The following is a 14211-nucleotide window of genomic DNA, read 5'->3' on the forward strand; positions in this document are numbered from 1 at the left end:
GGTTGAAGCGGCTTTTTTATTATTTTTAATGAGAGGCTTACTCGGCGTCGCTAATGTCACCAGCGTCTTCGCCCTCGGCCTCGTCCCCTTGATCCGCAATCCAAGCCACAGACACGACAACTTCGTTCTTGCCAGTATCAAAGACCTTCACACCACCTGCGGAGCGTGAGCGGAAGGAAATACCTTCAACCGGCACGCGGATCGACTGACCCTTGGAGGTGGCGAGCATGATCTGATCGTCCATCTCCACAGGGAAGGAGGCCACGATCTCGCCGCCGCGCATTGCTTTGTCCATTGCTGTGACACCCATCCCGCCACGTCCGCGCAGGGGATAGTCGTGGCTTGAGCTAAGCTTACCCGCGCCGCCTGCTGTAATGGTGAGGATCAGATTTTCGGCTGCGGACATCTCGACGTAACGCTCGTTCGAGAAGTTTGGATCAGCGGGGGCTGTTTCTTCGTCATCCTCGGACACTTCATCAGCAAGTCCTGCCATAGCACGGCGCATCTTGAGGTAGGCCGTCCGCTCCTCGGAAGAGGCGTCGAAGTGACGAATGATCGACATGGAAACAACCTTGTCATCGCCAGAAAGTTTGATGCCACGTACACCAACCGAATTGCGGCTGTTGAACACCCGCACGTCTGTCGCACGGAAGCGGATCGCGCGGCCAGAGTTTGTCGTAAGCATGACATCGTCGTCATTGCTGGCAATACGCGCATTGATCAGCGTCGTGCCTTCATGTTCATCCTCGAATTTCATTGCGATCTTGCCGTTACGCATGACGTTGGTGAAATCAGAGAGTTTGTTGCGGCGCACTGTACCTGCGGAAGTGGCAAACACCACTTGCAAGTCATCCCATTCCTTCTCGTCTCGGTCCACTGGCATGATCGCTGCTATGGAAACACCAACAGGGATTGGCAGAATGTTAACGATCGCCTTGCCCTTGGCCGTGCGGCTGCCCTGTGGCAGGCGCCATGTCTTGAGCTTGTAGACCATGCCGTCCGTCGTGAAGAACAACAGTTGCGTATGCGTATTTGCGACAAAGAGGGTGGTGACAACATCCTCTTCTTTGGTGGCCATGCCGGACACACCTTTGCCGCCGCGGCGTTGACTGCGGAAATCGGCAAGTGGCGTGCGTTTTATATAGCCGCCCGAGGTGACAGTTACGACCATATCGGCGCTCTCGATCAGGTCTTCGTCTTCCATGTCGCCAGACCAGTCGACAATCTGGGTCCGACGCGGCACTGCAAATAGCTCGCGGGTTTCTGCCAACTCGTCGCGGATGATCGACATGATACGGTCGCGTGATCCAAGGATCTCGAGGTATTCCTTGATCTTGCTTGCCAGTTCTTCCAACTCGGTTGTTACTTCGTTCACGCCAATCTGGGTCAGACGTTGCAGGCGAAGTTCCAGAATGGCGCGGGCCTGAATTTCCGACAAATTATAGGTGCCATCAGAATTTGCGGTATGCGTGGGATCGTCGATCAACGCGATATAGGGCAAAATGTCTTCGGCAGGCCAGCGCCGGGTCATCAGCTTTTCGCGTGCCTCGGCAGCGTCAGCAGAAGAGCGGATGGTGGCGACAATCTCGTCGATGTTGGTGACGGCCACAGCCAGACCGCACAGGATGTGGGACCGCTCACGCGCTTTGCGCAGCAGATGTGCCGTGCGACGAGCGACAACTTCCTCACGGAAGTCGATAAAGCAGGTGAGGAAACGTCTCAGGGTCAGCGTTTCGGGACGGCCCCCGTTGAGCGCCAGCATGTTGCAGCCGAAATAAGTCTGCATCGGCGTAAAGCGGAACAGCTGGTTCATTACCACTTCCGCAGTTGCATCGCGCTTGAGTTCTACAACAACGCGCACGCCGTTGCGATCACTCTCGTCCTGCACATGGGCGATGCCTTCAATCTTCTTGTCGCGGGCTTGCTCCGCGATCCGCTCGATCATCGTCGCCTTGTTCACCTGATAAGGGATCTCATCAATGACAATGGCCCAACGGTCTTTGCGGATTTCCTCGATGCGGGTCTTGGAGCGGACGATGACGGAGCCGCGCCCCTCAAGGTATGCTTTGCGCGCGCCAGAGCGGCCCAGCATGATGCCGCCCGTTGGAAAGTCGGGGCCGGGCACATATTCGATCAAGTCTTCGGAAGTTAGATCGGGGTTTTCGATCAGCGCAAGGCAGGCATCAATCACTTCGCCGAGGTTATGGGGCGGAATGTTCGTCGCCATACCCACCGCGATACCGCCAGCGCCATTAACGAGCATGTTGGGGAAGCGAGCAGGGAGCACAGTCGGCTCACGGTCTTTGCCGTCATAGTTGTCTTGGAAATCAACGGTTTCTTTGTCGATATCCATAAGTAAAAATGCAGCAGGTTTATCCATCCGCACTTCAGTATACCGCATAGCAGCGGCGTTATCGCCATCCATCGAGCCAAAGTTGCCTTGGCCGTCGAGCAGAGGCAGCGACATTGCAAAATCCTGCGCCATGCGGACAAGTGCGTCATAGATCGCTGAGTCGCCATGCGGGTGATATTTACCCATTACATCGCCAACGCCGCGCGCCGATTTACGGTACGCTTTGTCGTGCGTATTGCCCGCCTCGTGCATCGCATACAGGATGCGGCGGTGAACGGGTTTCAGACCATCACGCAAGTCAGGGATCGCGCGCGATACAATGACTGACATCGCATAGTCGAGATAGCTGGTGCGCATCTCGTGCTCGATCGTCACCGATGGGCCGTCATAAACGGGCCGTGCGGGGAGGTTTTCGTCTGCGTTTTCAGGTGTTTCCGGCGTATCGGTCAAAGTCTGTCCCAGCTTGGCTGATGTCATCTATATCTTGCGATATACTATAGCGCGAAGCCCATATGAGGTGCAATCCTATTGCGCCTCTGAAGTCCCTTGATCTTCACCCCTTACGGTAAGGTGCTGATCTAAAATAACAATTACTCTCAGTCCTTTGCGGGACATATGGTTGTCCGAACAGTAGCGTTGTGTACCTCTGACGCCACGTTACAGTTCAGTCGTCAAAATCATGGTCTAAGGTATCAAAAACCAAAGGGAGAGATGCTGTGCAACGCTTGCTTACGGATCATAAAACCATCACTGAAACACGGCTGGAAGATGTGGCGCCAGATTCCTGCGGAGCAGGGCAGGCGCGGCTAAAGTTAGAGAGTTTTGCGCTCACGGCCAACAACGTGACTTATGCGGCCTCGGGTTTTGCCATCGGCTATTGGCACTTCTTTCCCACGGGCATCGATGGCATGGGGCTAGTGCCTGTCTGGGGCACGGCAGAAGTCATCGAAAGCAATAGCGACTATCTGGCCGTTGGCACGCGCCTTTACGGATTCTATCCGCTGGCTGAAGAATTAGTGATCACCGCAGAGAAAGACGGTCATGGTGGTTTTATTGATGCCGCTCCACACCGTGCAGAGCTACCTGCGGTTTATAACCGCTATACCCCCGTGCGCAGCGCAGAGAAGGCACAGGACCATATGCGGGCCTTGCTTCAGCCGCTGCTGGCAACCTCCTATCTGCTGTTTGACTGGTTAATGGACAATCAGCGCTTCGGGGCCGACCAAATTATCGTTGGTTCGGCTTCCTCCAAAACAGGGTTGGGGCTGTGTAAGTATCTGGCCGAACCCGAAGACCGCACCTACAAAATCATCGGACTTACGTCAGAGCGCAACCGCGCCTTTGTTGAAGGGCTGGGTGCTTGTGATCTGGTGCTGACCTATGACGAGATTGCCAAACTGCCGCAGCAGTCCTCCGTCTATGTGGATATGTCCGGCAATGCTGCTGTAAAGGCGGAGGTGCACAGCACACTTGGCGCACATCTAAAACATTCCTCCGCCGTGGGGATCAGCCATTGGGACCAGTTCAATCCCCAAAATGTGGTGGAAGGGGTCAAGCCGCAGTTCTTTTTCGCGCCGGCCCAGATCGCCAAACGCCGAGAAGAATGGGGACCAGGTGTGATGGAAAAACAAATCACCCAAGCTTGGAAACGGCTGGCCGGTGATGCGGGAGGCTGGCTCAACGTAAAGGTCCATGACGGGATCGGCGAGGCGGCGGCTGTTTATAGTGCGTTAGCTGATGGCACCGCCAATCCGCGCGATGGTCATATCATTCAGCTTTAGCGATCAGGCGGAGCAACTTGCTCCACCCAAAACGCAAAACTTTGCACAATGAGGATGGTTGAGCGCCACATCGCGCTCTGCCTCCTCAAGCGTTTCACCCAATTCAAACTCAGCGGCATAGGGCAGCAGGGTACAAGCCAGCACAGCGGGTTTATCTGCACCGCGCCTTTTGACCACCATACGGGAGGAGGCGCACATCACCGCGTCAGGTGATTTATCCAAGATGCCCCAACATGCTGTGGTAATTTCAGGGACTTCCACCGCTTCATCCATTTCTGGAAAAAGCACAGTGACTGCAGGATTGTACGCGTCGATGTTAAAGTCATTCTCTGCATAAAACGCCGCGTATCCTGCGCGGCTGTCGCTATCCGTATCGGCGAAAACCGAGCGTCCCGCGACAGCCATGGTAAATCCGTTATCAGAAAGCCATTTCATGCCAATAAGTGTCTTGTCAAAACTGCCATCGCCACGCTCCGCATCGTGCAATTTACGATTGTAGTGATCGACTGAAATCCGCAATGTCAGCTTATCAGGGTAGGCGGCCTGTAGTCGCAGCAACCCTTCACGCATCTTCTTGCGCATCATGGGCAGCATGGCATTGGTCAGGATCAGAACATCATAACCGCGCTCAAGCGAAGCTTCGGTGATTTCGATCATCTGGGGGTTCATAAACGGCTCGCCACCCGTAAAGGCAATCTCGCGCACACCCCAGTTCCGCACCTCAAGCTGGTTGAGGTAATCGCGCACTTCATCCGCAGTGATATAAACCAGCGCGTCATTGGTCGGGCTGGACAGGATATAGCAGTTGGCACACTCGATATTGCACAGCGTGCCAGTGTTGAACCACAAAGTTTGCGGATTACTCAAGGCAACTGTCGCGCGATCTTCGCCTTTGGCTGTCAGCTTGGGATCTTGAAATTTCCCGTGATTGGCCAAGGGTATATCTTTCATCGGGCGTGACCTCTTAATCTCATATCTCTTCGTTTCGCCTTGGGTATGACATTGCTAGGGTCAAGAAAAGACCCAGTTAGGCTCTGCACGTTCTTGTGAACTGTGGAAATTTGTATATGTTTGCGCTAACATGTGGTGGTATTAATCCGTTAGGCGCGTATTTGGCGGTTCCAAACACGCTCTGGCGGGGTAGTATTTGACAACACAACTCATGTCCAATGGCGTAAGAAATATAAGGCAAAAGTTATGGTCTCTCGCGTAATACCTGTTGATTTGTTTGATCTGGTGATCTTTGGCGGCACGGGTGATCTGGCGCGGCGCAAAATTTTGCCGGGCCTGTTTCGCAGATATTGCTCAGGTCAGATGCCAAGTGACGCGCGGGTCATCGGTGCCGCGCGAAGTGAGATGGACACCGCAGGCTACCGCGACATGGTGCGCGAAGCGATTGACGAGTTTGGCGGCGGCCAACCCTATGAGGCGGCACAACTTGAAGGGTTCCTGAAACAGCTCGAATATGTCGCCATTGACGCCTTGGGCGAACAGGGCTGGCCCGAATTGCAGGCCTTTATGGCGGGGACGGACCGCGTCGAGGTCTACTACTTCTCTGTCGCACCTTCCTTGTTCGGCGATATTGCGGAGCGGCTTCAAAAATGGAGCATGGCCGATGATCAGGCACGGATCGTTGTGGAAAAACCTTTTGGTCGCGATCTAGAGACTGCGCGTGCGTTGAATAAGACGCTGGCCACGTATTTCAACGAAGACCAGATTTACCGCATCGACCACTATCTTGGCAAAGAGACGGTTCAGAACCTTATGGCTGTCCGGTTTGGCAATATGCTGTTCGAGCCGTTGTGGAACAGCCAATATGTCGATCACATCCAGATCACCGTAGCCGAGACAGTCGGCGTTGGCGGACGTGGCGAGTATTACGATCAATCAGGTGCTATGCGCGACATGGTGCAAAACCATCTGATGCAGCTGCTCTGCCTGATCGCGATGGAACCGCCGGCACGTTTTTCTCCTGATGCTGTGCGCGATGAAAAGCTTAAAGTTATTCGCGCCCTTGATCCTGTAGCACCTTACCACATCGTGCGCGGCCAATATGAGGCTGATCCAGCTGATCCAGAGGGCAGCCCGGGTTACCGGACAGCTGTTGATAACCCGCGGTCGCGCACAGAAAGCTTTATCGCCCTGCGCACGGAAATCAGCAATTGGCGATGGGCAGGGACCCCGTTTTATCTGCGCACGGGCAAACGTATGGCCGCGCGCTCCTCCGAGATCACCGTGGTGTTCAAAGACACGCCGCACAGCATTTTTGGCGATGATGCAGGTCGCCACCGTAATGTGCTGTCTATCCGCTTGCAACCCAATGAGGGGATTACCCTCGGCGTGACCATCAAGGAGCCGGGTCCGGGCGGTATGCGCCTGATCGATGTACCGTTGGATATGTCTTATGCCGAGGCAATAAATCCTGACGATGTCGAGCATGTCGATGCATATGAGCGGCTAATTATGGATGTGATCCGTGGCAACCAGACTTTGTTCATGCGCGGGGACGAGGTTGAAGCTGCTTGGGCGTGGACCGATCCGATCATCGAAGGCTGGCGGTCGCGCAACGAAGTGCCAAAACCTTATGAAAACGGCAGCAATGGCCCCATTGATGCAACAGAACTCTTGCGCCGTGAAGGGCGCGCATGGCGACAGGTGACTGAATGAAACTGATTGAATATCCATCGGCCCCACAGATGATGGGCAAAGTAGCAAAGGCGCTTGCGGCCTCTCTTCAAAAGGCATTGGACGCATCTGCCAAAGTGACTTTTGCCGTGCCAGGTGGCACCACGCCAGGTCCGGTATTTGATGCATTGAGTGACATCGACCTGGATTGGTCCCGAGTGCATGTCCTGCTTACGGACGAGCGTTGGGTTCCAGAGACGCACGCGCAGTCAAACGCAGCTCTTATCCGCGCACGTTTGCTGACCGGCAAAGCGGCCAAAGCAGTTTTCACCCCGTATTATACTGCAGACTCCGAGATTGATGCGGCAGCAGCGGCTCTGTCTGATAATCTGTCTGCACTGCAACCTATTGATGTCATGCTATTGGGGATGGGCGCCGACATGCATACCGCGTCGCTTTTTCCCGGCGCTGCGGGTCTGGAAGAAGCGATGGCGACCGATGCACCTATGTTCTTGCCCGTTCGTATGGCAGGGCAGGCAGTGATGCGGTTCAGCTTGACGGCGCCTGCATTACGCAGTGCTTTGGACACACATCTGTTGATTACAGGCACAGACAAACGCGCCGCTTTGGAGCGTGCTGCGTCACTGTCAGAGGCGCTTGCCCCAGTGAACACAGTGCTGCCAAACGCAACTGTGCATTGGAGCGCGTCATGAACCACTGGAATGCACTGGCCGACAAACACCAAGCTGTAAACGATCGCCCGATCAAGCAATTGTTCGAAGATCCCAGCCGCGCAAAGAACTTTTCCGCGCAAGCGGGTGATATGTACTTCGATTTTTCCAAGACCAACATTGATGCGGAAACACTTGAAGCACTTCTGGCATTGGCCAGCGAGATGAAAGTGCCCGAGACGCGCGAAGCAATGTTTCAGGGCGCGCGGATAAACGAGACTGAAGACCGCGCCGTGCTCCATACCGCCTTGCGCAACCTCGATGGTGAACCGGTCATGGTCGACGGTGCGGATGTCATGCCGGAAGTGCTGGATACTTTGGCCGCCATGCGCACTTTTGCTGAAAAAATTCGCGGCGGTCACTTTACCGATGTGGTGAACATTGGCATTGGAGGTTCGGATTTGGGGCCTGCGATGGCGGTTTGCGCACTGGCACCGTATCATGACGGGCCGCGCTGCCATTTCGTCTCCAACGTTGATGGCGCTGATATTGCGGACAAGTTGCGCGATCTTGATGCCAAGACGACGCTGGTGATTGTCGCCTCCAAAACCTTCACCACAATCGAGACGATGACAAATGCGCGTACAGCACGAGCATGGATGATCGACCACGGCGGCGATCCGGCCAAGCAGTTTGCCGCCCTGAGCACGGCACCAGACAAGACGGTAGAATTCGGCATCGATCCTGCCCATGTCTTCGGATTTCAGGATTGGGTCGGGGGGCGCTATTCGATGTGGGGGCCAATCGGCCTGTCTTTGATGATCGCCATCGGGCCGAAAGCCTTTGATGCCTTCTTGCGCGGGGCACAGGATATGGACAGGCATTTCCGTGCGGCTGATCTGCAGGAAAACCTGCCTGTGCTGCTGGCGCTTGTGGGCATCTGGCACAACCAGATTTGCGACTATGCCACCCGTGCGGTTTTACCTTACGACGAGCGTTTGAACATGCTGCCCAGTTATCTCCAACAGCTCGAAATGGAATCTAACGGCAAGGGTGTGATGCGCAGCGGCGACGACAGTCCACGCCATACCGGCCCCGTTGTCTGGGGCGCCTCCGGCACCAATGGCCAGCATGCATTTTATCAGCTGATCCACCAAGGGACGCGGGTGATCCCTTGTGAATTCATGCTTGCGGCCCAGGGCCATGAGCCTGAGCTGGCCCATCATCACCAGTTGCTTGTGGCCAACTGCCTCGCGCAATCAAAGGCGCTGATGCAGGGGCGCACTCTGGACGAAGCGCGCGCGATCGTGGCGGCAAAAGGGTTTGAGGGCGATGACCTTGAGCGGCAGGCCTGCCACCGCGTGTTCCCTGGCAACAGGCCTTCTACAACGCTGCTCTATCCCCAGCTTGATCCGTTCACTTTGGGCCAGATCATCGCGCTCTATGAGCACCGCGTTTTTGTAGAAGGGGTCATCCTCGACATTATCTCGTTTGATCAATGGGGGGTCGAGTTGGGCAAAGAGCTGGCAACGACATTGCAACCGGTAGTCGACGGCACAAAAGACACATCTGGCGAAGACAGCTCAACCGCTGCATTAGTTGATTTTATTCACCGCCACAGCGCCTGAATTTGCGCTACATCATGTCGGGAGCGCGTCCAACGCGGTTGGCCAATCGGGCAACCGTCAGCCCCTGCACGATGATCGAAAATATGACGACGACATAGGTACAGGTCAGGATCAGCGGCTTCCATTCCCCCTCAGGCAACGACAGGGCGAGGGCGACAGAAATGCCCCCCTTCAGACCGCCCCAAGTCATGATTGGAATGACACCAGCATTAAAACTGCGGAAGGGGCGCAAAAGGGTGATCGGCACAGCGACAGCTACAAAACGTGCGAGCAATGCCAATGCAATCGCCGCCGTCGCAGTGAGCAGCACATTATCATCAAAGGCAATTGCAAAGACTTCAAACCCAATGAGCAGGAACAATACCGCATTCAAAATCTCGTCAATCAGCTCCCAAAATCCTGCGACATAGGTGCGGGTTTGCTCTGACATTCCCTTGGATGTGCCCACATCTCCAATCAATAACCCCGCGCAAACTGCCATAATCGGCGCTGAAACATGGAGCCAGACCGCTAACTCATATCCGCCAAAGGCAAGGCCAAGAGTCAGCAACACTTCGAGCGGGTAGTCGTCGATGCGGCGCATCACACGGAACGTCAGCCACCCTAGCACAAGTCCGAGAACAGCACCTCCTACAGCCTCTTGGAAAAATAGAATTGCCGCACCAGCCAAAGGGTTGGAAGCAGGACCATGGGCATCTGCGGCAGGGAAGGCGAGCCCGACCAGCACCAAAAATACAACATATCCGACACCGTCGTTAAACAGGCTCTCGCCCGCGATTTTGGTTTCCAACGCTTTGGGCAAATCCGCCTCGCGCAAAACACCCAAGACAGCGACAGGATCGGTGGGCGAAATCAAGGCGCCAAACACCATCGCCACCAGCAGCGGCATCCCCGTGAGCCATGAAAATCCGAAACCGACGATGACAGTAGAGAGCGCAATCCCGAGTGTCGCCATAAGAAACACAACACGCCATTGCGCTTTTAGATCACCCAATTTGACGTGAAGTGCTCCGGCGAACAGCAAAAGCCCCAGCATCCCTTCGAGCAGCGCCTCGGAGAAATCAATGCCCGTCACGATCCCGCGCACTGTGTCGGCAATGCCAAGCGAAGGGAAAACCAGATCAGCGCCCAGCAACACAAATGAGGCCAGCAAGGACACAACCAGAACGCCAATCGCCGATGGCATCTTGAGAAACAGATGGTTGATTGCCCCAAATCCACCCGCGAGCACAATGAGAAGCGATGTTATTTGTAAAAATGTCATAGGCCGCGCTCCAATTGTGTCGGCCGCTTTGGTTGCACGGCTGTTGGGGAGGCGCAATGCTTTGCACAGAGCTGACGTATTTGGTCACTGCGATCAAACGCGATCAGCGGCCTTGGTCTGTTCCATAAGTGCCGCTAGTTCGGCATCGGGAATAGCGTCCGCTGCATAGTTGAAAGTGCCAAATATCATCACCTCTTTAGCAGCATTTAATAAAGCAGCGGAGGCCGCTCTTGCAAAAGAGCCGCCAACACTGACCCGCGCCACACCTGCATCACTCAATTCCCGCACGCTGAACGTCGGGCCGCTTAGACCCATCAATACATTGACTGGTTTCCCGACTTCTTGGCAGACTGTCTGAATGGTTTTTAAGTCCGGCAAACCCGGCGCAAATAGAACATCAGCGCCTGCCTGCGCATAGGCCTGTAAGCGTCTGATCGTATCGTTTAAGTCTGGACGCCCACAGATGAAGTTTTCCGCGCGCGCCGTAAGCAAAAAAGGTTTGCGCTTTCAGCGCTTGCGCAGCTGCAGCAATACGCGCAACAGCAAGTGACATCTCAAGGATCGGCTGATCAGGATCACCTGTTGCATCCTCAATCGAACCGCCGACAAGGCCAATATCACAAGCTTTGCTCACAGTGTCGGCACAGGTTGCAGAATCATGTCCAAACCCATCTTCAAGGTCTGCTGATACGGGCAGATCGGTTGCCGCGACAATGGCCGCTGCATTGGAAAGGATTTCGTCACGGCTCAGGCCAGCAAAGGAATCCCGCTTTCCTACAGAGAATGCATAGCCGGCGCTGGTCGTGGCCAATGCATGAAACCCTGCTGCGGTCAGGATGCGCGCGGATCCCGCATCCCACGGATTTGGCATAACAAATGCGCCATCTTGTTCATGCAGCGCTTTAAAGCGGGCGAATTTTTCTTGCTGAGTAGGCATCAACGCATCCTTACCGAGTTGCGCTCCCTATATCAGGTAATCACCCTCATGGCGAATAAGACCTCCGACAGTTTTTGGCAATTTAAAGCTGTGGAGAGATACGCGTCATGACTGCGTCAAATCGCGCCCAAGTCACCGATGCCTTGTTTCCCGCATATCCGTCATAGTGCGATTTGCCTGATGAATTGGGCAGTCCCGCCCAGATTTTCGCAAGATTGTTCATAAATCCCGTCCGGTCGAGAGCACCTGCACGAAAACGGTTCAGCCCAGCTTCTACCAGTAAAACATCGGCCAACTCATCTTGTAGCGCGGGAGTGAAGTTTTGGCTGGGCTTTGCGCCAATCTTATCTACCACGCGGCGAAGGGTTTTGGGAATAAACTGATAGCGTCCAATGGCATGCGGCTGGTTCGGGGTCGCATCAATCCATGCAAAAATCTCGGCAAGGGTCATTTCCGTCGGGGGTTTTTCAGGTTTGATCCGCGCACCATGCTGAACTGCATCATACCCGTCGCGGCGCGACTCCGCTTCCTGTATCAAATCTCGGATCAGGTCGATGTCAGATCCGCGCAGATGGCGGGGGATGTCTTGTGCAAAGGCGGGTGTATGGACGGGACGTTCCGCAAACAACCCGCCCTCGGCACGGCCAATAAACGTGCCTGAAGCAGTTGCTCTTGTTGTAAGAGGCGTGGACAGGAACAAACTCCCCCGAACAGCTTCGGCATAAGCGACCTGAACAAAGGGAATGACGATCAGAACATAAATAATGAGGCGCATTAAAACTCCAACAGCAATAAGAATGTGTTGGTTTTGACGAATAAACGTTTCAATTCGGTTCACAGCTGCCCTGTATCACGGACTGATGCAAAATCGCTGTTTTGAATTGAATTTTAGCTGGAGCAGATAACAAGAGCAAACCCGTGCTATCAAGGCATTAGATACTATCACATATCCCTTTGTTGAATTGAGATTAAACGGTTGTCCTTTTTTCACGACCTTCCACCCCTTACGTTATAAAACATAGTGAAGGGCGGGCAGATATGCCATCGCGGGCGAAGGAACTGACACCGACACAGTTTAGGGGCTTGAAGCATTTCGACGGGATAGACCTGCATGGGGCAAAGTGCATTGCTACTGCAATGGTGAAAATCCGGCGCGATGGCATGGGGCCCAATGTGTTGGCTTTTCAAGCGATGACAGCAACACGATCCGGGGCGATCCGTTTTGCGAAATGGGATAAAATCGACCTTGCCGCGAAGGTCTGGACAATCCAGCCGGGGCGCAAGGCGTCAATGTTCCCTGCCAGCGATAGTGCAAAGCGGATCCCGCTAACAGATTGAATGCTGGCGCTGTTGGAAGAGGCGTCAGCGATTATAGGAACCCTTGGTGAGTGTTACTTGAGCGGGCGCGGGATCACCGGCACCAAGCCAGACCGTTTGCGCTCGCATGGTGACTGTTGGCACAGGCCAACCGCCCGGTGATGGTCTGCAGCGGTGGTATTTGTTGATTGCGCGCAGGGCTTTGGCATAACCCGTACTTACCTCGACCCTAAGAGGTGCGGGAATGCGAACAGTGAATCCGTCAAATAATGTTGGGTGCATGAGCAAGGGTGCGGGGATGCTCACACAGGCGAAAGGAGGGCTTTTCGGGTGCGAGGGCGTCGAGGCGGCCCTAAGCTTAGCAAGCGGCCTGCTAAGTGCGCCTACAATAATCTGGGCGGCGTTATCCACAAGCGGGGTGCGTGCTGAGAACCTTCCATCATCGCCGGGCAAGATCACGATTGCCACAGATGGCGATGATACGGACCGAGTGTTCGCTGACCGCGCCGACAGTCTGGGCTGGAAAGTCATTAGTGTAGTCGCGCCGGTTGGCCACGATTGAAACGACTTTCTGAAACCAAAGGTTGCGGCATGAATATTGATAGGGATGCCAAAGAATACAGGCCAATTCAGACAACCGCACGGGAGTTTCAGTTTGTTGCTGTGGGAGATCTGGAATATCGCGAAGCTGAATACATTGTCGAGGAATTGTTCGAGACTGACACCTTGGGCTTGATGTTTGGAGATCCGAGTTGCGGCAAGTCGTTTCTTGCGGCGGACATTCCGTTATCAGTCAGAATTGGTATTGATTTTCCTAGGCGCGAAACAAAGCAAGGCACAGCTTTCTTTATTGCTGGCTAAGTTCACAACGGGCTTGCAAGAAACTTTGCTGCTGGGGGTCAAACCCGTGGCGTCACTTTGGCTGGCGCCCCACTGTTCAAGTCGGAACGGGCGGCACAATTCCTAGGTGGGGCAAGTGTAAATACCGTAGCGGAACTGGCCGCTAAAAAGGGGGCACCCGCGTTGATAATCATCGACACGCTCGCCCAGAACTTTGGTACAGAAATTTAGCTCAGGCGATGAAAATAACGCACGGGATATGAGTGAACTTGTCGTCGCAGTCGATGACGTGAAAGCACACTTTCTGGGCTGTTCTATTCTAATTTTGCAGTACTCAGACCATGCGAAAAAGCAAATGGCACGGGGCGAGATGGCCCTCAAAGGTGCGCTCGATTGCGAATATCGGGCTGAGAAAGAGGGACACGACGTGGTGCTGGGAAACACGATAATAAAAGATGCAGAGCCTCCGCAGGACATGTTTTTCGGTTTCACCGAATTGACCTCTACGGCGCAGCTAAGCGCGCGGTTCTGGAAGCCACCGATGCACCAGAGCGACAACGCAAACCGACACCCACTCAATTGATGGCACACGATACCTACGGCACCGTTGCGGCTTCTTATGGGGTCTGGGATAGCCATTCTTTCCGTGGTGTTCACGTCGATAACTAGCGCGAGGTTTTCTATTCAAAGCATACTGGCGACACTATTGATGCTAAGAAAAAAGCCTTTCAACGTGTCCGCAGTGATTTGGTGAACGCCAAATTGATGACTGTAGAATATGACGTCTAACTTATC

General features: G+C 54.4%; 12 protein-coding genes and 1 pseudogene. 8 read left to right on the plus strand and 5 right to left on the minus strand.

What is annotated here, in order from left to right:
* Window positions 1-37: 37 nt before the first annotated feature.
* Window positions 38-2830 carry a DNA gyrase subunit A gene (gene gyrA, locus Q0775_RS16115; RefSeq protein ID WP_298863194.1) on the minus strand — a complete coding sequence of 931 codons (2793 nt, stop codon included), beginning with the start codon at window positions 2828-2830 and terminating at the stop codon, window positions 38-40.
* 239 nt (window positions 2831-3069) lie between these two features.
* On the opposite strand from gyrA, the gene Q0775_RS16120 reads away from it, so the two are divergent.
* The gene (locus Q0775_RS16120) at window positions 3070-4134 is read left to right on the plus strand and encodes a DUF2855 family protein (protein WP_298863197.1); all 1065 of its coding nucleotides are present in this window, start codon (window positions 3070-3072) and stop codon (window positions 4132-4134) included.
* A gap of 3 nt (window positions 4135-4137) precedes the next feature.
* Here the strand turns inward: Q0775_RS16120 and Q0775_RS16125 are convergent, their stop codons facing one another.
* Complete coding sequence (locus Q0775_RS16125) at window positions 4138-5085, minus strand: radical SAM protein (protein WP_298863200.1); 948 nt, start codon at window positions 5083-5085, stop codon at window positions 4138-4140.
* Window positions 5086-5331: 246 nt separating this feature from the next.
* On the opposite strand from Q0775_RS16125, the gene zwf reads away from it, so the two are divergent.
* Genes zwf through pgi form a run of 3 tightly spaced genes read left to right on the plus strand, consistent with a single transcriptional unit; the run spans window position 5332 to window position 9058 of the window.
* Window positions 5332-6801: a glucose-6-phosphate dehydrogenase gene (gene zwf, locus Q0775_RS16130; RefSeq protein ID WP_298863203.1), complete on the plus strand. Its 1470-nt coding sequence runs from the start codon at window positions 5332-5334 to the stop codon at window positions 6799-6801.
* Window positions 6798-7472, plus strand: coding sequence for a 6-phosphogluconolactonase (gene pgl, locus Q0775_RS16135; protein WP_298863206.1), 675 nt, complete (start codon window positions 6798-6800; stop codon window positions 7470-7472). Before zwf ends, pgl begins: the two co-directional genes overlap by 4 nt.
* A complete protein-coding gene (pgi, locus tag Q0775_RS16140) occupies window positions 7469-9058 on the plus strand; it encodes a glucose-6-phosphate isomerase (protein ID WP_298863211.1) in 1590 nt (529 codons plus the stop codon). The genes pgl and pgi overlap by 4 nt, the downstream gene beginning before the upstream one ends.
* 7 nt (window positions 9059-9065) lie before the next feature.
* Here the strand turns inward: pgi and Q0775_RS16145 are convergent, their stop codons facing one another.
* The 3 genes and pseudogenes from Q0775_RS16145 to Q0775_RS16160 all read right to left on the minus strand — a co-directional run bounded on the left by Q0775_RS16145 (window position 9066) and on the right by Q0775_RS16160 (window position 12034).
* A complete protein-coding gene (locus Q0775_RS16145; protein ID WP_298863213.1) occupies window positions 9066-10322 on the minus strand; it encodes a sodium:proton antiporter in 1257 nt (418 codons plus the stop codon).
* 93 nt (window positions 10323-10415) lie between these two features.
* Window positions 10416-11259 (minus strand): annotated as a pseudogene (locus Q0775_RS20010) (isocitrate lyase/phosphoenolpyruvate mutase family protein).
* Between the two features lie 82 nt (window positions 11260-11341).
* Window positions 11342-12034, minus strand: coding sequence for a hypothetical protein (locus tag Q0775_RS16160; RefSeq protein ID WP_298863222.1), 693 nt, complete (start codon window positions 12032-12034; stop codon window positions 11342-11344).
* A gap of 263 nt (window positions 12035-12297) precedes the next feature.
* On the opposite strand from Q0775_RS16160, the gene Q0775_RS16165 reads away from it, so the two are divergent.
* The 4 genes from Q0775_RS16165 (at window position 12298) to Q0775_RS16180 (ending at window position 13999) form a co-directional block, all read left to right on the plus strand.
* Window positions 12298-12597 (plus strand): hypothetical protein, encoded by a 300-nt coding sequence (locus tag Q0775_RS16165; RefSeq protein WP_298863226.1) that lies wholly within the window; start codon window positions 12298-12300, stop codon window positions 12595-12597.
* Between the two features lie 259 nt (window positions 12598-12856).
* The gene (locus tag Q0775_RS16170) at window positions 12857-13138 is read left to right on the plus strand and encodes a toprim domain-containing protein (protein WP_298863229.1); all 282 of its coding nucleotides are present in this window, start codon (window positions 12857-12859) and stop codon (window positions 13136-13138) included.
* A gap of 29 nt (window positions 13139-13167) precedes the next feature.
* A complete protein-coding gene (locus Q0775_RS16175) occupies window positions 13168-13437 on the plus strand; it encodes a hypothetical protein (protein ID WP_298863231.1) in 270 nt (89 codons plus the stop codon).
* A gap of 238 nt (window positions 13438-13675) precedes the next feature.
* Window positions 13676-13999, plus strand: coding sequence for a hypothetical protein (locus Q0775_RS16180; RefSeq protein WP_298863233.1), 324 nt, complete (start codon window positions 13676-13678; stop codon window positions 13997-13999).
* The last annotated feature ends 212 nt before the right edge of the window (window positions 14000-14211 follow it).

The organism is uncultured Sulfitobacter sp., assembly GCF_947499945.1.
Classification (GTDB): domain Bacteria; phylum Pseudomonadota; class Alphaproteobacteria; order Rhodobacterales; family Rhodobacteraceae; genus Sulfitobacter.